Origin of the sequence: uncultured Rothia sp., from assembly GCF_916049665.1 — a bacterium.
Classification (GTDB): Bacteria; Actinomycetota; Actinomycetes; order Actinomycetales; family Micrococcaceae; genus Rothia.
In genome coordinates this window covers 25,908-43,852 of record NZ_CAJZIE010000007.1, presented here as the reverse complement: position 1 = coordinate 43,852, position 17,945 = coordinate 25,908, and the positions used below count along the sequence as shown (strand labels likewise).

Here is a 17,945-nt window from a genome sequence, read left to right as displayed (position 1 = left end):
TCGAAATTATCTTGCTGTGCAGGCTAAGGGAACTTTTTTACAACTCCCTATTCAACGGTGTCGAAAGTAAATATAGTGCCGAAAATAAATAGTGCTAAGGCAGTCTGAGAAAACCGCTCGGTAACGCAGGACGCGTTGAGGGCGGGGCTTTCTCAGGCTGCCGTGCTATTCGCAGGTATTTTTACAGGTATTTTAGAGATACCCCAGCCGTACGCTATTCGAAATAATTTTCTAAAAATATAGCTCTTTAGAAAATCTTCGAGAACATATTCGGTATGATAGGTGTAGATACACCATCTCAACATCCCGATCTCAACACCCGATGGGAGAGAGTCGTTATGGCAGAACACGAAAGCCACGCACCGCAGGAAGCAACCGCACAGGTAGTTGCCGCAGGTGCGCGTCATAGTTCCGAATACCACAGTTTCGAACGTCATGGTTTCGAAGACTCGGTGGAACAACGTCACCGTAAGATTCTCGTCTTCGCCCATGTGGGGCGCAAAGAAGCACGAGATGCCGCCCGACAGGCATGCACCCAGCTCTACGAAGAGGGACTCGCACCCGTCATGACTCGCTCCGATCTGGAAACCCTGAGCGAAAACTGGGACGAGCCCGTCCCCGTGCAGGTCGTCCATGAATCCGTGGCGCTCATCGATATTGAACTCGGTGTGGTGCTCGGCGGTGACGGTTCGATTCTTCGTGCCGCAGAAATGGTGCGCCGAACCAGTGTTCCGCTCATCGGTGTGAACCTGGGGCACGTCGGCTTCCTCGCCGAATCCGAAGAGAGCGACCTGACCGAAACCGTTCGCTGCATCGTCAACAACGAATACACCGTTGAAGAACGCATGGCAATCGACGTGGAAGTCTGGAATGACGGCAAACGCGTGCACAGCGACTGGGCGCTGAACGAAGCCAGCGTCGAAAAGGGCAACCGCGAAAAAATGATTGAAGTCATTATCGAGGTGGACTGCCGCCCGCTCAGCAGCTTCGGCTGCGATGGCGTGGTCATGGGAACCCCCACCGGTTCGACTGCCTACGCTTTCTCCGGTGGCGGCCCGGTCGTCTGGCCCGAAGTTGAAGCAATTCTCATGGTGCCGCTCTCGGCTCACGCGCTCTTCGCGCGCCCGCTGGTGGCGGCGCCGACCTCCACCCTGGCGGTAGAAATGATGCCCGGAAACGGCGCCTCCGGCGTGCTCTGGTGCGATGGCCGCCGAACCGTGGAGCTGGACCCCGGCTCCCGTATTGAGGTGCGACGCTCCGAGAAGTCGGTGCTGCTCGCCCGTATCCATCCGGCTCCCTTCTCTGAGCGACTGGTGCGTAAATTTGAGCTTCCGATCCGTGGCTGGCGCGGCCCGCAGGATACCGAGAAGCACTAAAGAAAAGGAATGAACGTTCGTGATTGAGGAAATCCATATTCGAGACCTCGGCATCATCACCGATGCGAGGCTCCCCCTCGAACCCGGATTCTCCGTGCTGACCGGCGAAACCGGCGCAGGTAAAACCATGGTCGTCACTGCCCTCGGCATGCTCCTGGGCGCCCGATCCGACGCATCCAGCGTGCGCAACGGCGCCAAGAGCGCCCTCGCCGAAGCAGTCATTCGCCTGCCCCACGGGCACCGCGCCCTTGAGCTTGCTGAAGAAGCCGGCGGCACCGCCGAAGACATCGACGAACAGACCTCCGAACTGCTTCTGGCACGCACCGTCAACGCCTCGGGGCGCTCCCGCGCCCACGTCGGCGGTTGCTCCGCACCCATCGGAACCCTGTCTCAGATTGGTCAGACTCTTGTCGCAGTCCACGGCCAGTCCGATCAGTTGCGCCTCAAGTCTGCGGCGGAACAGCGCCAGTCCCTCGACCTGTACGCCGGCGAAGAGCTCGCCAACCTGCTTGAGAAGTACCGCGAAAACTACGAACGATACCGCGCCGCCGCAGCAGAGCTCAAGGAAGTACGCGAAAACTCTCGCGCACGCGCCCTCGAAGCGCAGACCCTGCAGGGCGCCCTCGAAGAAATCAGCGCCGTCAACCCGCAGGCCGGGGAAGAAGAAGAGCTCAAAGCCGAAATGGTGAAGCTCATGAACGTTGAAGCACTACGCATTGCCTCGGCGACCGCCTCCGCAGCGCTCAGCGGTAGCGAATACTCTACCGGTGATGAGCAGAGCGTCATGAGCCTGCTCGATGCAAGCCGCTCCGCGCTACAGGCGCAGGCAGACGCTGATGAAGAGCTTGCCTCCCTCGCGGCGCGCGTCAACGAATTGTTGATTCTTGCCACCGATATCTCCTCGGATTTGTCCTCCTACATGGCCTCCCTGGATGTTGAAGGTCCCGAACGTCTGGCACAGGTGCAGACTCGCCGCGCCCAGCTGGCGACCCTCACCCGCAAGTACGGTGCCGATATTGCCGAGGTTCTCGAATGGGCCGAAGAATCCCGTGCACGCCTTGAGACCCTGGTAGACGACCCGCAGCGACAGGAAACCCTGGAAACCGAACTGGTACAGCTACGTAAGGTGCTCGGCGCCCAGGCAGAAGAGCTGACCGCCCTGCGCCGTGCCGCCGCGCAGAAACTGGCGGATGCCGTCAGTGAGGAGCTTACTGCTCTTGCCATGCCGAACGCCTCCCTGGTCGTGGAGGTTGCCGAAGCTGAAAAGTTCTCGGTGCACGGTCGAGACACCGTGACCTTCATGCTGGCCCCGCACCGAACTGCCGTGCCGCGCCCGCTCGGTAAGGGCGCCTCCGGTGGTGAGCTTTCCCGCGTGATGCTCGCCCTGGAGGTAGTGCTTGCCGAAGTGGATCCCGTGCCCACCTTCATCTTCGATGAGGTGGACTCCGGTGTGGGTGGTAAGGCAGCTATCGAAATCGGTCGCCGCCTTGCCATGCTCGCCCGACACGTGCAGGTTCTGGTGGTCACCCACCTGCCGCAGGTTGCCGCCTTCGCGGACCAGCACATCCTTGTGCTGAAAAATGATGACGCGTCCCTCTCGAAGGTCAAGGTACTTTCCGAAGAGGAACGCGTGGTGGAACTGGCGCGAATGCTCTCCGGTCACGATCAATCAGAATCGGCACGAGAGCACGCCCGCGAGCTGCTGGCAGCCGGTCGAGAAGTGCCGCAGGGGCGCTGAAACTGACGGCAAACCTGCAGGGAAATACATTGGGAAAGTGCTGGCAAAAGCGTCGAAAGATAGCATCTTTCGCACTAAAGACCATCAAAGGGACTGAAGTGCGCGAGCATGCCCCGGAAAGTTGTCAGTACAGCCCAAGCCGGTGACCAACAGTGGTGCATGGAGTGCGGAGGATGTGAGATACTCTGTGCATACTCCTACACCTGCGTCTACACGGCGCGGCGGGAATAATAAATCCCCGGCTCCGTTTACAGTGGTGATAAGGACAAATAGGGGAGGGAAAACCGCCTGAGAGAATCCTCTCGCGGCAAAACCCTCTGCTTGGATAGCAGACAAGAAAATGGTAGGCTTAAATTCCGTGGTGAATGAAAAAAATAACGCTCTGAACGCGTCCTCTAACGACAAGGTAACCCGCCAGATTTTCGTGACCGGCGGCGTTGCATCTTCTCTCGGTAAGGGCCTGTCGGCCTCTTCCCTCGGTCAGCTTCTTCGCGCACGTGGCCTCTCTGTGACCATGCAGAAGTTCGACCCCTACCTGAACGTCGATCCCGGTACGATGAACCCCTTCCAGCACGGTGAAGTCTTTGTCACCGACGACGGTGCTGAAACCGACCTCGACATCGGACACTACGAGCGTTTCCTGGACGAGAACCTCGACCAGTCTGCAAACGTGACCACCGGTCAGGTCTACTCCTCCGTCATCGCTAAGGAACGCCGCGGCGAATACCTCGGCGACACCGTCCAGGTCATCCCTCACATTACTGACGAAATCAAGGCCCGCATGCGTCACGCAGCGGAAATTGAAAACGCACCCGACATCATCATCACCGAAATCGGTGGTACCGTCGGCGATATCGAGTCCCTGCCCTTCATGGAAGCAGCACGCCAGGTACGCCGCGATGTTGGCCGCAAGAACGTCTTCTTCCTGCACGTCTCCCTGGTGCCCTTCATCGGCCCCTCCGGCGAGCTCAAGACCAAGCCGACCCAGCACTCCGTCGCAACACTGCGCGGCCTGGGCATCCAGCCTGACGGTCTGATCCTGCGCTGTGAGCGTGAGGTCCCCGTATCGCACCGCTCCAAGATCGGTAACGCATGCGACGTGGACAGCGACGCAGTCATCTCCTGCGCCGACGCACCCAGCATCTACGACATTCCCAAGACCCTGCACAGCCAGAAGCTCGACGACTACATCCTCGACTACTTCGGCATTGAAGCTCCCGCACCGGACTTCACCCAGTGGGACCGCCTGCTCGACGCAGTGCACCGCCCCGCAGCAGAGGTCAACGTTGGTCTGGTCGGTAAGTACATCGACCTGCCCGACGCATACCTGTCCGTCTCCGAGGCTCTGCGCGCTGGCGGCTTCGCAAACAACGTGAAGGTCAACATCAAGTGGGTTGCAGCCGACCTGTGCGCAACCGACGAAGATGCAGACCACCAGCTGCGCGACATGGACGCAATCCTCGTGCCCGGCGGCTTCGGTATCCGCGGCCTGGACGGCAAGATTGGCGCCCTCAAGTACGCACGCGAGCACAAGATCCCGACCCTGGGCATCTGCCTCGGCCTGCAGTCCATGGTCATCGAGTACGCACGCAACGTACTGGGCCTGCGGGAAGCATCCTCCACCGAGTTCGACCCGGAAACCTCCGTACCGGTCATCGCAACCATCGAAGAGCAGAAGCAGTTCGTCGAAGGTGCAGGCGACCTGGGTGGCACCATGCGCCTGGGCCTGTACAAGGCAAACCTCGTTCCCGGCTCTCAGGTTGCTAAGGCATACGGTGCAACCGAGGTGGCAGAGCGTCACCGCCACCGTTACGAGGTGAACAACGAGTACCGCGAGCAGCTTGAAGAAGCAGGCCTGCTCATCTCCGGTACCTCCCCGGACTCCTCGCTGGTCGAGTACGTGGAACTGCCCGCAGAGGCACACCCCTACTACGTGGCAACTCAGGCACACCCCGAGTACCGCTCGCGTCCGACCCGCCCGCACCCGCTCTTCTCCGGCCTGATTAAGGCTGCTCTGGAGCGCCGCGGCGCCTAATATCTAGGCACAAGCGTTCAGCATCCCGCTCACCCCGCGTAGGGGAGAGCGGGATGCTTCCGTTTAAGCGTGTTTTATCTCGCGGCACCCGCTGACGAGTCAAACGTAACCGAGCAAAGAAGCCGCCTACAATGAAAGAATGAGCAACAACCAGCAGATTATCGACACCCCCTCCGAACGCACTATTCGCACCCGCACCGTGAAGTACAGCGGCTACGTGATTGAAACGACCGTTGAAGAGTACGAACTCAACGAGAAAACCGTGCTCACCCGCGACGTTGTGGAGATGCCCGGCGCCGTCGCCGTAGCGGTTCTCAACGAGAACAACGAACTGCTGATGCTCAACCAGTACCGCCACCCGGTACGCATGAACCTCTGGGAAGTACCCGCCGGGCTACTCGACATCGACGGCGAAGACCCCCTGGTCGCCGCGCAGCGCGAACTCGCCGAAGAAGCAGACCTGCAAGCAAAAACCTGGAACGCACTCACCGACTACTTCAGCAGCCCCGGAGCAACCAGCGAAGCGGGACGCGTATACCTGGCACGCAACCTTTCGGAGCTGCCCGCCGAAGAACGCAGCGAACGCACTGAAGAAGAAGCCGAAATGACCTACCGCTGGGTGCCCCTCACCGAGGCGGTACAGCTGGTACTGTGCGGAAAGGTGCACAACGCGCTCGCTATCCAGGCGGTGCTTGCCACCTACGCGGCGGCGCAGAACAACTTTGAAGGCCTGCGCCCTGCCGAGGGCGGCTGGGAGTTCCACCCCTACATGGGCAAGCGCCGCGAAAAGCCGGAGAGCTTCCGCAACCACTAAGAAGGGCATGCAGAGCAGGGGAGTAGCCCCTACCTGGGGGCAACCCTGAACAACAGAGAGAACCGACAGAGGAGATAGCGTGAAGCAGGCAAAAAGCACGGCGAGCAAAGCGCCCCGCGGTGCGGGTCTGCTTGGCGTGCCTTCTTCTGCCGGTTCCTCCGCGCTGGGTTCTTCTAATCGGGGTTCTTCTGCCCTGGGTGCTTCCCACCAGGAGGCGCAGACCCCGCTCCAGAGAGCAATCGAGCAGTACCTCATCCACCTGCGCGTGGAGCGAGGAAGCAGCGAACACACCATCGCCTCCTACGCGCGGGATTTGCGGCGATACAGCGCCTACATGGCAACCCTCGGCGTGATTGACCCCGAACGCATTACCACCGCGCAGGTGCGTTCCTTCATGCGGGAACTCGCAGCCCCCACTGTGCCCCTTGCCGGGTTCGAAGCGGGGGAGAAGAACAACCAGAACGCGCAGGAAGTTCAAGAAGCACAGGAAGAAGCCGCAGAATCGCTGGCGCTGATGATCGCCTCCGAATCGGGGCGAGGTACAGGAAACGGGCGCGTTGGAAAAAAGAGCAGCGGGCAGACGGAGAAAGCTGGAAGGCCGGAGAAAACTGGGGAACCAGAAACGCCAACCGCAGAAGGCGCGCCGAGCCTGCCCCTGCCGCTGGGTCCGAACTCCATCGCCCGCACCATGGCGGCTGTCCGCGGTGCGCACGCCTTCTGGGTCTCCGCTCTCATTGTGCCCACCGACCCGGCGGCACCGGTCACCCCGCCTAAGAACGTCAAGCGCCTACCCAAAGCGGTTAGCGTTGAAGACATTCAGCGGCTACTCGCCGTACCCGACCGCGAAACCGCCACCGGGCTACGCAACCGAGCCATGCTCGAATTTCTCTACGCCACCGGTGCGCGCGTGAGCGAAATGCTTAACGCCGACATCGACGATGTGCACTTTGAAGGAACCCTCACCGACGAAGACGGCAACCAGATTACACTGCCCGGCTACGTTCGTCTCTTCGGCAAGGGAAACAAAGAACGACTCGTGCCCATCGGTAGCTACGCCCAAAAAGCAATCCAAGACTACCTGGTGCGCGGCCGCCCCTCCCTCGTAGCGCACGGTAAAGGCACCGCCGCGCTCTTCGTCAACGGACGAGGCGGCAGGCTCGGACGCCAAGGCGCCTGGCTCATCCTCAAGGAGGCCGCCGAAGCCGCCGGGCTCAGCTCTGACTTCTCACCGCACTCCATGCGCCACAGCTTCGCAACCCACCTATTGCAGGGCGGCGCCGATATCCGTGTGGTGCAAGAACTGCTCGGGCACGCCTCCATCGCCACCACACAGGTGTACACCAAGGTCACGCCTGAGGGGCTCATGGAGGTGTACCGCATGGCGCATCCGCGTGCTCACGAACGGGGATAAAACCCCGTCAATCCGCGGAACAGCCGCTCTTGAGGTAACCTTATAGACAACGCTTAAACTTTAAAACTTCCAATTCATTGATGAAGGTGAACCATTGACTGAAGCTCAGGCTCAAGAACTCGGCCCCACCGGTCGACCCCTGCGCGTATACCCCGACCCGGCTCCGCTGAGCAGCCACGGTCCCGCCCGCATTATCTCTATGGTGAATCAGAAGGGCGGCGTGGGTAAGACCACCTCCACCATTAACCTGGGCGCGGCACTGGCAGAATGCGGCCGTAAGGTGCTGCTGGTCGACTTCGACCCGCAGGGTGCTCTCTCCGCCGGTTTCGGCGCGAACCCGCACGAACTGGACCTGACCGTCTACAACGTCATGATGGACCGCAAAGTCGACATCAAGGACGTCATCCTGCCCACCGGTGTGGAGAACATCGACCTGCTGCCCGCCAACATCGACCTCTCCGCAGCTGAAGTTCAGCTGGTCAACGAAGTGGCTCGCGAGCAGGTTCTCGCCTCGGCACTGCGCAAAGTCCGCGACGAATACGACGTCATCCTCATCGACTGCCAGCCCTCCCTGGGCTTGCTGACCGTCAACGCACTGACCGCCTCCGAAGGTGTCATTATTCCGCTGATTTGTGAGTTCTTCGCACTGCGCGCCGTCGCGCTGCTGGTGGACTCCATCGAGAAGGTTCAGGACCGTCTGAACCCCGACCTCGAAATCTCCGGCGTGCTCGCTACCATGTTCGATGCGCGAACCATCCACTCCAAGGAAGTTCTGGCACGCATCGTCGACGCATTCGGCGACAAGGTCTTCGACACCGTCATCAAGCGCACCGTGAAGTTCCCGGACGCATCGGTGTCCGCTGAGCCGATTCTCAGCTACGCCTCCAGCCACCCCGGTGCGGAAGCATACCGCCAGGTGGCACGCGAACTGATTTACAAGGGCGGCGCACGCTAAAGCCCCCACACCTATACGCCCTCTGCTGAGGCGACTCTCACCCTTGAGTCGCACCGGCAGAGGGCGTATAATTGTGTGGATTCTAAAGACCCCGCGCACTGCTCACGCCGAAAATAGGCGAAGTAGAAGCCGCATCTGAGACGGCACCAACAAAGCCGGGGAGAATAAACCTAAGGAGAATAGGTCTTTATGACCACGAACGTCGCTGCCGTGAGGGTACCGACACCGAACGCAGACACCGCCGCGAACGCCCGGACTGAGGGCCGCGGCCTGCAGAACCCGGAACGCGGTTTCACCCTCACCCTCAGTAATTTTGAGGGTCCCTTTGATCTTCTACTGACCCTGATTTCGCGCCGCAAACTCGACATTACCGAGGTGGCGCTCGCAGAGGTCACCGATGAGTTCCTCGCATACCTGCACGCCCTCTACGCCGAGGGCACCGAGCGCGCACTCGACGAAGCCAGCGAATTTCTGGTCACCGCCGCAACCCTGCTGGAACTCAAAACCGCACGCTTGCTCCCGCAGCATCGTGAACCCCTCGAAGAGGACGTAGCCCTGCTGGAAGCACGCGACCTGCTCTTCGCCCGTCTGCTGCAATACCGCGCCTACCGCGAAGTTGCCGATATTTTTGCCGAACGCTGGGCGCAGGAAGCGCAGCGTTTTCCCCGTGCGGTAGCCCTCGAAGAACGATTCGCCCAGGCGCTGCCCGAGCTCGTTTTCACCGGAGGCGCCGAAGAGTTCGCCCGCATCGCCGCCGCCGCACTGAGCCGAACCCCCAAAGAACCCGAGCCGGAACCCGAAGAAATCGTTGAAGAACTCAACGACCACCTGCACGTTCCGCTGACCACTATCGCGGCTGAAGAACACTACATTCTGCACAGCCTGCTCGATACCGCGGTGCGGGAACTGAGCTTCGCCGAACTGGTTCAAGGATCCGGCGACCTAGAAATCGCGGTGGTTCGTTTTCTTGCCCTACTCGAGCTCTATAAAGAAGGCGCCCTGCACGTAGAACAGGACGCGCCGCTCGGAGCCATTCGGGTGCGTGCGAGCGCGAGTGCTGCACAGTTCGTAATCCGCGAAGACACCGCAGATGCCGATGAGGCCGCGGAGTCTGAAGAGCCCGAGGGAACTCGCAAGACCGAAGAAACGCACGAGGAACCGGTAGAGGAGGAGCATGAGTAATCAAGGATCACGGTTTGACCGCGAATTTACCGCCGACGACCTTGCCATCGTGAACCTGGGCTACTGGGATCCGAACGGGGATGAGGGCTCTGACCAGAATGACTCTGCGCCGGTATCTGCGCCGGTATCTGCGCCGGTAGATGTAGCGGAGGACTTAGGAGCTGCTGAGACAAATGTTGAGCCTGCTGAAAATCAGGTAGCCGCAGAGCCTCTGGAGGCTGAGGTTGCCGAAGAAGCTGAAGACGTTGAAGCTACTGAAACGGCAAAGGACTCCGACAGCTCCGACAACTCCGAGGCACCTCAGGAACATCAGAAACCTGTGCCTAGTGCCTCGAAGAGCCCGGCAACGAAATCAGCTAAGATTCCGGCGGGAGGCCCCTCCACCGCACCCAGCGTGGCGGTCGATGCTGAAGCCGAGTTTTCCAAGGTTGAGGCAATCCCCGGCGGCGTTAAAAGCGCCATCGAAGCGATTCTTGCCGTTGCGGAAGCGCCCGTGAGCGTCAAAGAACTCTCTGCCGCGCTCATCGTCAGCGAACGAGCCGTCGAGCACGCGCTCGACCAGCTGTACCGCGAGTACAACGGCGAAGAAAGCGGCTACGGAGAAGACGAAAACCGGGTGGCACCCGAACCGCGCGGATTCCAGCTGCGGAACATCGCCGGAGGCTGGAAACTCTACGCCCGCGACGACTTCGCCCCCTGGGTGGCGCGTTTCGTGACCCGCTCCAAGAGCGCGACCCTGAGCAAGCCCGCCTACGAGACGCTCGCCGTAATCGCCTACCAGCAACCGGTGACCAGGGCGAGGGTCGCCTCCATTCGAGGCGTGAACGCGGACGCGGCAATCCGTCAGCTACTGCAACGACAGCTGATTCGTGAGGCGGGTCGAGAAGCCGGAAGCGGTGCGACCCTCTACGAAACCACGGAGCTGCTGCTGGCGAAGCTCGGGTTGAACTCCCTGGAGGAGCTACCGGCGCTCGCGCCTTTCCTGCCCGATGACACGGAAGCCGCAGTGCTTGCCGAGGGCAACGACTAAGACAACGACAACGAACCAATAAGACGAACGAACGTTCGGGAAATGCCTGAAACGTTCGTACTATACGACAGAAAAGAGAAGAACACCATGGCATATGGAAACTCCTCCCGCGGCGGCCGCTCTGCATCCGGTCGCCCCCAGAACTCCCGCGGTGGCCGACCCGGCGCAGGTCGTCCCGGTCAGAGCGGTAAGCCCGGCGCGAAGGGCGCATCCGCACGCGGCGGTCGCCCCGGCGCACCGAAGAGCGGCGCAGGTAAGGGCGGTGCAAAGGGCTTCGGCGAGAAGAAGTTCGGTGACAAGAAGTTCGGCGCAGGCCGTGCAGGTCGCGGCCGCGGTACCGAACTGCCCAAGCGCGAACGCCGCGCACCGGGCCGTCCCTACCGCTCCGGCGAAGCCTTCGCAAACGAGCGCGGCGAGTACCGCGTCAGCAACTACGCTGGCCCGCACCGTCCCCGCCGCCCGCGCAACGCCCCGGTAGACCACTACGAGTTCTACGACCACGACGGTGTGCGCCTGCAGAAGCTGCTGGCTCAGGCCGGTGTGGCGTCCCGCCGCGTGTGTGAAGAAATGATTACCGAGGGTCGCGTCACCGTCAACGGTGAAGTCGTAACCGAGCTGGGCGTGCGCGTAGACCCCTCCAAGGTGACCGTGCAGGTCGACGGCATGACCGTTCAGACCAACGACAAGCTCGTCTACATGGCATTCAACAAGCCCGCCGGAGTGGTCTCCACCATGGAAGATCCCGAAGGTCGCCCCTGCATCTCTGACTTCCTGCGTTCCTCCATGAGCGAGCGCGTGTTCCACGTGGGCCGCCTGGACGTCGAAACTGAGGGTCTGCTGCTGCTGACCAACGATGGTGAACTGGCGAACCGCCTCACCCACCCCTCCTACGAGGTGCCCAAGACCTACCTGGTGCAGGTGCCCGGCCCCATGGAGCCCGGCGTCGGCGCAGCCATGAAGAAGGGTATTCGCCTGGAAGACGGCGTGACTCGCGTTGACGAGTTCAAGCTGGTGGACTCCACCCCCGGCCACGTGCTCGTTGAGGTGACCATCCACTCCGGTAAGAACCGCATCGTGCGCCGCCTCTTCGACGCAGTCGGCTACCCGGTCGAGCGTCTGGTCCGCGTCGAGATGGGCCCGATCCGTATTGGTTCGCAGAAGCAGGGCACCGTCCGTAACCTGTCGAAGGTCGAGATTGGTCACCTGCTCGCTTCGGTGGACATGTAATAACACTAAGGAGTTGTCATGAGCTCGCCCGCTGAGCTTTCCGCATCTGAGCTGCCCATGGACTCAACGCTGACCGGGCCGGTACTTATTATCGGTTCGGGTCTGCTGGGTGCCTCGATTGGTTTGGGGTTGCGTGCGGCAGGATGCGAGGACGTGTACGTCCAAGATATTTCACCCACCGCCGAGGCCGTGGCGCAGGATATCGGTGCCGGTACAAGCTTCTCCACCCTGTCGGAGGAGGAACGCGCCGCCCTCGCCCCGCAGCTGGTGGTGGTGGCTGCGCCTCCGGATAGTGCCGGTGCCGTGTGCGCTCGCGCATTGAACACCTACGCGCCTCGACCGGAGGCGGGCTACCCCGGCGCCGTGGTGACGGATGTTGCCTCGGTGAAGGTACAGCCGCTGGCTGATGTGCTCGCCTCGGGTGCGGATGCGTCCCGTTACGTGGGTTCGCATCCGATGGCTGGGCGTGAGAAGTCGGGCCCGGTGGCTGCTCGCGGTGAGCTGTTCCAGGCGCGTCCGTGGATTATCTGCGAGCACGATTCGGTTCGCCCGGAGTGTGTGCGTCTGGTGCGTTCTGTGGCGGTTGAGCTGGGTGCGATTGTGACTTCTCTGAGCGTTGAGGAGCATGATCAGACGGTTGCTCTGATTTCGCATGTGCCGCAGGCGATGAGCTCGCTGTTGGCTTCGCGCCTGCAGGATACTCCGCTGTACGCACTGTCCCTGGCGGGTCAGGGTTTGCGCGATACGGTGCGTATTGCGGCTTCGGACCCGACGCTGTGGGTGCAGATTTTCGCGGCGAACGCCGACCCGATCGTGAAGACCCTCTACGGGGTGCGCGATGACCTGAACCGCCTCATCGCGACGCTGGAGAATCCGACGGCATCCGGCGCTCGCCTGGATTTGGCGCAGCTGATGAGCGAAGGTAACGCCGGTGTGAGCCGTATTCCGGGTAAGCACGGTACGGCGCCCGCCGCGTTCGCAAAGATGACGGTGCTGGTGGACGATACCCCCGGCACGCTGGCTCGTCTGCTTGCCGAGATCGGTGAGCTGGGCGCGAACCTTGAGGATTTGCGTCTGGAGCACTCGACGGGCGCCCCGGTGGGTATGGCTGAAATCTCGGTCAATCCGTCCATTCATGAGGCGCTGGTCCGCGATTTGTCGGCTCGCGGTTGGCGTGTTGTGAAGTAGAGTTAAAGCTGTATTTTCCGGCATAGAGTTTGAGACGAATTTTAAGGAGTGCTGATGCACGAGAACCCTAAACTGACGATTGCTATTGACGGTCCCTCCGGCTCCGGTAAGTCGTCTGTGTCTAAGGAAGTTGCGCGCCACTTTGGTCTGGCGTACCTGGACACCGGTGCAATGTACCGTGCCGCAACCTACCGCGTGCTGGAACTTGGCATTGACCTGAACGACGCTGAGGCGATCGCGAAGGCTGTCGAGGAGATGCCCCTGGTGTTCGGTACGAACATTAAGGAAGAAGAGATTCTGATGGGCTCGACCGATATCCGTGAGGAGATTCGCAGCGAGCGCATTTCTTCGGCTGTGTCTGCTGTGGCTTCGGTTCCGGCGGTTCGTGAGCACCTGATTGGCCTGCAGCGTTGGATGATTGACCACGCTATTAACGGCATGGTTGCTGAGGGTCGCGACATTACCACCGTGGTTGCTCCCGATGCTGACGCGCGCATCCTGCTGACTGCTTCTGAGGAGGTGCGCATGGCGCGCCGCGGCCTGGAGAACTCCGAGAAGTCGGGTGCTTCGGGCGATTTGAGCAAGCAGATCGCTGAGCGTGATGCGAAGGATTCGAAGGTCAATAACTTTATGGAAGCTGCCGAGGGCGTGACCCTGGTGGACAGCTCGGATCTTGATTTTAATGCGACGGTCTCTGCAGTGATTAACGCTGTGAATGACCAGCTGAAGGCGAAGCGCGAGGGCTAGGCCCCGCCGAAACGCCGGTGGAGTGGGATATCCGCTCCCGATAAGACGTTGAGCCGCGCTCGCGTGCTGACCCAATGGGTTGGGCGCGGGGCGGGTAGAGAAAGGAGCGCGCATGGCTGAGGACGCTATCCGCGACGATTACGAAGAGAAGTACCTGGGCGGCGGCGAGGACGACGTTACCGAGCGCCTCGCTGAGATTGATGATGAGACCGCTGACCAGCGTGCTCAGGCTCTGCTTGAGGGCCTTGAAGACTACGACCTGGATGAAGAGGACCGCGCCCTGCTGGGTGCTTGGGGCTTCGACATTGAGGATGAGGAAGAGCAGCTCGCTGATCCGGTAGTGGCGATTGTTGGCCGCCCGAATGTGGGTAAGTCGACCATCATTAACCGTATTCTGGGCCGCCGCGAGGCCGTGGTGGAGGATAAGCCGGGTGTGACTCGTGACCGCGTGTCCTATAAGGCTGAGTGGCTGGGTAAGAGCTTCACCCTGGTTGATACCGGTGGTTGGGAGTCTGATGCTCGCGGTATTGATGCTCAGGTTGCTGAGCAGGCTGAGATTGCTGTGGAGCAGGCCGATGTTGTGGTCCTGGTGGTGGACGCCCGCGTGGGTGTGACCGCTTCGGATGAGCAGATTGTGCGTATGCTGCGCCGCGTGAAGAAGCCGATCATTCTGATTGCTAACAAGATTGATGACGCTCACCTGGAGCCGGAGATTTACAACCTCTGGTCGCTAGGTATGGGTCAGCCGTTCCCGGTGTCGGGTCTGCACGGCCGCGGCCTGGCGGATGCCCTGGACGAGATCCTGGAGGTCATGCCGGAGCACTCGCAGTTCGCTCAGCCGGAGGCGCTGGGCGGCCCGCGTCGTGTGGCTCTGGTGGGTCGCCCGAACGTGGGTAAGTCTTCGCTGCTGAACAAGCTGGCTGGTTCTGAGCGCGCCGTGGTGAACGACCTGGCTGGTACGACTCGTGACCCGATTGACGAGATTATTGAGCTGGGCGGCTACCCCTGGCGTTTTGTGGATACCGCGGGTATTCGCCGTCGCCAGCACATGGCGAAGGGTGCGGAGTTCTACTCTTCGCTGCGTACCCAGACTGCTCTGGAGCGTTCTGAGGTTGCCGTGGTGCTGCTGGATGTTTCCGAGCCGATCTCTGAGCAGGATGTGCGCATCGTGCAGACCGTGATTGATTCGGGTCGTGCGATGGTCCTGGCATTCAACAAGTGGGACACCCTCGATGAGGATCGCCGCTACATGCTCGAGCGCGAGATTGAGCGCGACCTGGCGCACGTGCAGTGGGCTCCTCGTGTGAACATTTCGGCGAAGACCGGCTGGCACAAGGACAAGCTGGTGCCCGCCCTGGAGCACTCGCTGGAGTCGTGGGATTCGCGTATTCCGACCGGCCGCCTGAACGCGTTCCTGGGTGAGATTGTGGCTGCGCATCCGCACCCGCTGCGTGGCGGTAAGCAGCCGCGTATTCTCTTCGGTACTCAGGTGTCTTCGCGCCCGCCGAAGTTCGTGCTGTTTACCACCGGCTTCCTTGATCCGGGTTACCGCCGCTTCATTATGCGTCGCCTGCGTGAGACTTTTGATTTCACGGGTACCCCGATTGAGATTTCGATGCGTGTGCGTGAGCGCCGCTCCCTGGGTGAGCGTCAGAGCGCGAAGGCTAAGAAGGGTAAGGGCGGCCGCCGCTAATAGCGGGGTGTGCCTGCTTTGAAGCTGTGGTGCTGGGGCTGACCCCCGCGTGCTGGATTCTGCACGGCAAATCTGTACGGAAAATCTGTGAGGAAAAGATTTTTAAGATTTTTTCTAAAAATGCTGAATCTGGCTTGCGTGGGGGTTAAAACACCGGTATAGTTATTCGAGTGTTCGGGGGAAACCTCGAAAACAATATCGTGAATAACGAATCGGGTTGTGGCGCAGCTTGGTAGCGCACTTGACTGGGGGTCAAGGGGTCGCAGGTTCAAATCCTGTCAACCCGACAGATAAAGCTCCGGAAGGTTTTTCCTTCCGGAGCTTTTTTGTATGCCGTTCAGGGGTGTTATGGTTTGCCCTCTCGATCGAGGAAATGCGGGAGCCGGCGCCAAAAACACGACTGGAAGCACCGAAGTGCACTCTCTTCCTTGAGATACCGGGGGAGTGGCTTGGATCAGCCCTCAAATCGGGGTGGGCTTTAGGTTAGTGTGCAATTATGAGCTTCAATCTAAATGTTGGAATATGCCCGATTTTGTGGGTGACGGGTGGTACATTGGTAATCAAGGAACCGCGTTTTAGGAACCAGAAACTTCAACTTCGGTACTGATTTTTCCTTGACAAATCAAGGATTAATTAGGTTTCTGTGACTAGAACACGGCTTCATTCACACTAAATTTCATAGTCGTAAAACCAACACGAACCCAAGCAAAGGCAAATATCCCCGTGGGGTAGCCTCCCCACCGCACAAAGCAACGGAAAAACACGCCTGATGCATACGGCACACACACCGCCACGCGCACCATTGGGATGGCTTTACGACACAACTCGATCCCGTTCTATATGGACGCGGAAAGGAACACAGTACATTATGTGGCAGCAAGTCTACGACCCGCTGAACTCGAGCGCACTCTCCGCACTCGTGGCAGCAGTCCCGATTATTTTCTTCCTTCTGGGCCTCACCGTCCTGAAGCTCAGCGGTATTAAATCTGCCGTCATCTCCCTGGCGCTCGCACTCGTCATCGGTTGCGCTATCTTCGGCATGCCCGTTACCGCAGGTGCAGGCTCCATCCTCTACGGTTTCCTCTCGGGCATGTGGCCCATTGGCTGGATCGTTCTCATGGCAGTGTGGCTCTACCGCATTTCCGTGCGTTCTGGCGGCTTTGAGATTGTTCGCTCCTCCATCTCCTCCATCTCTACCGACCAGCGCATCCAGATGCTGCTGATCGCATTCTGCTTCGGTGGCTTCCTCGAAGGTGCTGCAGGCTTCGGTATCCCGATCGCTATCTGTGCTGCACTGCTCGTGTCCCTGGGCTTCAACCCGCTCAAGGCCGCAATGTTCGCACTGATCGCTAACGTGAGCTCCGGTGCGTACGGCGCAATCGGTATCCCCGTGACCACCGCAGCAACCCGCGGTGGCGTGGACTTGCACGCACTGTCCATCGAAATGGTCCTGGTTATCCAGATCATGGCAGCGCTCATCCCCGTACTGCTCGTTGCTATTCAGGATGGCATCCGCGGTATCCGCGAGGTCGGTCTGGTATCTCTCATGGTTGGCCTGATCTACTCCGGCGGCCAGTCCGTTCTGCTCGCAGCCCTGGGTAACCCCGAGCTGGTCGACATCATCCCGCCGCTGCTGGCACTGGTCGCTCTGGCACTCATCATGCAGAAGTGGCAGCCCAAGCACATCTTCCGTGAGCCCACCGCTCCCTCCCTGGAAGAAGTTCAGGCTCAGCAGAGCGTCAAGCACACCGGTAGTGAAATCCTCAAAGCATGGAGCCCCTTCGTCTACCTGTCCGTCGTGATTCTGCTCTGGTCCACCGCGATGAAGCCGCTCTTCGCTAAGAACGGTCTGCTCGCCTTCAGCAACGTGACCTTCAACATCCCGGGTCTGCATCAGAGCATCAAGCAGGCGGCACCGATTGTTGCAACCCCCAAGCCTATCGACGTGGCCTTCACCTGGAACATCCTTGGTGCTTCCGGTACCGCAATTCTGGTGGCTACCATCATCACCATCCTGACCTCCAAGATCAGCTGGGGCGAGGCTATCGAGGAACTCGGCGCAACCTGGAAGCAGCTGCAGACCCCGATCCTCATGATCTGCCTGGTCATGTCCGTTGCTAACGTCATGAACTACGCGGGTATGATTACCTCCATCGCACTGGCTGTTGCCGCTGTGGGTGCTATCTTCCCGCTGCTGTCCCCGATCATCGGTTGGATTGGCGTGTTCGTGACCGGCTCCGTGGTGAACAACAACATCCTCTTCGCTGGCCTGCAGGCTACCACCGCACAGCAGATTGGCGTCAGCCAGACCCTGCTGGTTGCATCTAATACCGCCGGTGGTGTGATGGCGAAGATTGTTTCCCCGCAGTCCATCGCAATTGCAGCGGCTGCTGTGAACAGCTCCGGCGAGGAATCCAAGATTACCTCCATGGCGATCAAGTACAGTGCAGCACTGCTGGCTATCACCTGTGTTTGGGTTTACGTCCTGTCCCTGGTCGGCCTGTAAATAGTGTGAGTACCTGATGCGTGTAACCTACCTTCTCTGAAAG

At 60.3% G+C, this 17,945-nt stretch carries 13 protein-coding genes and 1 tRNA gene; all 14 read left to right on the top strand.

The genetic code is table 11. The annotated features are described in order from the left end of the window. Positions 1-338 precede the first annotated feature (338 nt). Positions 339-1,376, top strand: coding sequence for an NAD kinase (locus tag QZ540_RS01345; RefSeq protein ID WP_141744447.1), 1,038 nt, complete (start codon positions 339-341; stop codon positions 1,374-1,376). Between the two features lie 19 nt (positions 1,377-1,395). Further along, positions 1,396-3,114, top strand: a complete 1,719-nt coding sequence (gene recN / locus QZ540_RS01340; protein ID WP_005506652.1) for a DNA repair protein RecN — start codon at positions 1,396-1,398, stop codon at positions 3,112-3,114. Between the two features lie 340 nt (positions 3,115-3,454). Continuing rightward, on the top strand, positions 3,455-5,149 hold the full coding sequence (locus tag QZ540_RS01335; protein WP_294627144.1) for a CTP synthase: 1,695 nt from the start codon (positions 3,455-3,457) through the stop codon (positions 5,147-5,149). Between the two features lie 139 nt (positions 5,150-5,288). Beyond that, positions 5,289-5,963: an NUDIX hydrolase gene (locus tag QZ540_RS01330; protein WP_294627142.1), complete on the top strand. Its 675-nt coding sequence runs from the start codon at positions 5,289-5,291 to the stop codon at positions 5,961-5,963. Between the two features lie 79 nt (positions 5,964-6,042). After that, on the top strand, positions 6,043-7,374 hold the full coding sequence (locus QZ540_RS01325) for a tyrosine recombinase (RefSeq protein WP_294627140.1): 1,332 nt from the start codon (positions 6,043-6,045) through the stop codon (positions 7,372-7,374). Between the two features lie 94 nt (positions 7,375-7,468). After that, positions 7,469-8,329 (top strand): ParA family protein, encoded by an 861-nt coding sequence (locus QZ540_RS01320; RefSeq protein WP_005506637.1) that lies wholly within the window; start codon positions 7,469-7,471, stop codon positions 8,327-8,329. Between the two features lie 189 nt (positions 8,330-8,518). Then, on the top strand, positions 8,519-9,511 hold the full coding sequence (locus QZ540_RS01315; RefSeq protein WP_294627138.1) for a ScpA family protein: 993 nt from the start codon (positions 8,519-8,521) through the stop codon (positions 9,509-9,511). After that, positions 9,504-10,541: an SMC-Scp complex subunit ScpB gene (scpB, locus tag QZ540_RS01310; protein WP_294627136.1), complete on the top strand. Its 1,038-nt coding sequence runs from the start codon at positions 9,504-9,506 to the stop codon at positions 10,539-10,541. The genes QZ540_RS01315 and scpB overlap by 8 nt, the downstream gene beginning before the upstream one ends. A gap of 87 nt (positions 10,542-10,628) precedes the next feature. Then, positions 10,629-11,768, top strand: a complete 1,140-nt coding sequence (locus QZ540_RS01305; RefSeq protein ID WP_294627134.1) for a pseudouridine synthase — start codon at positions 10,629-10,631, stop codon at positions 11,766-11,768. Between the two features lie 18 nt (positions 11,769-11,786). Next, positions 11,787-12,956 carry a prephenate dehydrogenase gene (locus QZ540_RS01300; RefSeq protein WP_294627132.1) on the top strand — a complete coding sequence of 390 codons (1,170 nt, stop codon included), beginning with the start codon at positions 11,787-11,789 and terminating at the stop codon, positions 12,954-12,956. Between the two features lie 54 nt (positions 12,957-13,010). Beyond that, on the top strand, positions 13,011-13,703 hold the full coding sequence (gene cmk, locus QZ540_RS01295; protein ID WP_070543397.1) for a (d)CMP kinase: 693 nt from the start codon (positions 13,011-13,013) through the stop codon (positions 13,701-13,703). Positions 13,704-13,815: 112 nt separating this feature from the next. After that, positions 13,816-15,396 (top strand): ribosome biogenesis GTPase Der, encoded by a 1,581-nt coding sequence (gene der / locus QZ540_RS01290; RefSeq protein ID WP_294627130.1) that lies wholly within the window; start codon positions 13,816-13,818, stop codon positions 15,394-15,396. Positions 15,397-15,609: 213 nt separating this feature from the next. Then, positions 15,610-15,683: transfer RNA gene (locus QZ540_RS01285), tRNA-Pro, on the top strand. 581 nt (positions 15,684-16,264) lie between these two features. Next, positions 16,265-17,902 carry an L-lactate permease gene (locus QZ540_RS01280; protein ID WP_294627128.1) on the top strand — a complete coding sequence of 546 codons (1,638 nt, stop codon included), beginning with the start codon at positions 16,265-16,267 and terminating at the stop codon, positions 17,900-17,902. Positions 17,903-17,945: the final 43 nt, after the last annotated feature.

Excerpts from the sequence above, each read along its gene's own strand:
- QZ540_RS01305 (WP_294627134.1), top strand. The coding sequence starts at position 10,629 with ATGGCATATGGAAACTCCTCCCGCGGCGGCCGCTCTGCATCCGGTCGC.
- scpB (WP_294627136.1), top strand. The coding sequence starts at position 9,504 with ATGAGTAATCAAGGATCACGGTTTGACCGCGAATTTACCGCCGACGAC.
- cmk (WP_070543397.1), top strand. The coding sequence starts at position 13,011 with ATGCACGAGAACCCTAAACTGACGATTGCTATTGACGGTCCCTCCGGC.
- der (WP_294627130.1), top strand. The coding sequence starts at position 13,816 with ATGGCTGAGGACGCTATCCGCGACGATTACGAAGAGAAGTACCTGGGC.
- QZ540_RS01345 (WP_141744447.1), top strand. The coding sequence starts at position 339 with ATGGCAGAACACGAAAGCCACGCACCGCAGGAAGCAACCGCACAGGTA.
- QZ540_RS01335 (WP_294627144.1), top strand. The coding sequence starts at position 3,455 with ATGGTAGGCTTAAATTCCGTGGTGAATGAAAAAAATAACGCTCTGAAC.
- QZ540_RS01280 (WP_294627128.1), top strand. The coding sequence starts at position 16,265 with ATGTGGCAGCAAGTCTACGACCCGCTGAACTCGAGCGCACTCTCCGCA.
- QZ540_RS01330 (WP_294627142.1), top strand. The coding sequence starts at position 5,289 with ATGAGCAACAACCAGCAGATTATCGACACCCCCTCCGAACGCACTATT.
- QZ540_RS01300 (WP_294627132.1), top strand. The coding sequence starts at position 11,787 with ATGAGCTCGCCCGCTGAGCTTTCCGCATCTGAGCTGCCCATGGACTCA.
- QZ540_RS01315 (WP_294627138.1), top strand. The coding sequence starts at position 8,519 with ATGACCACGAACGTCGCTGCCGTGAGGGTACCGACACCGAACGCAGAC.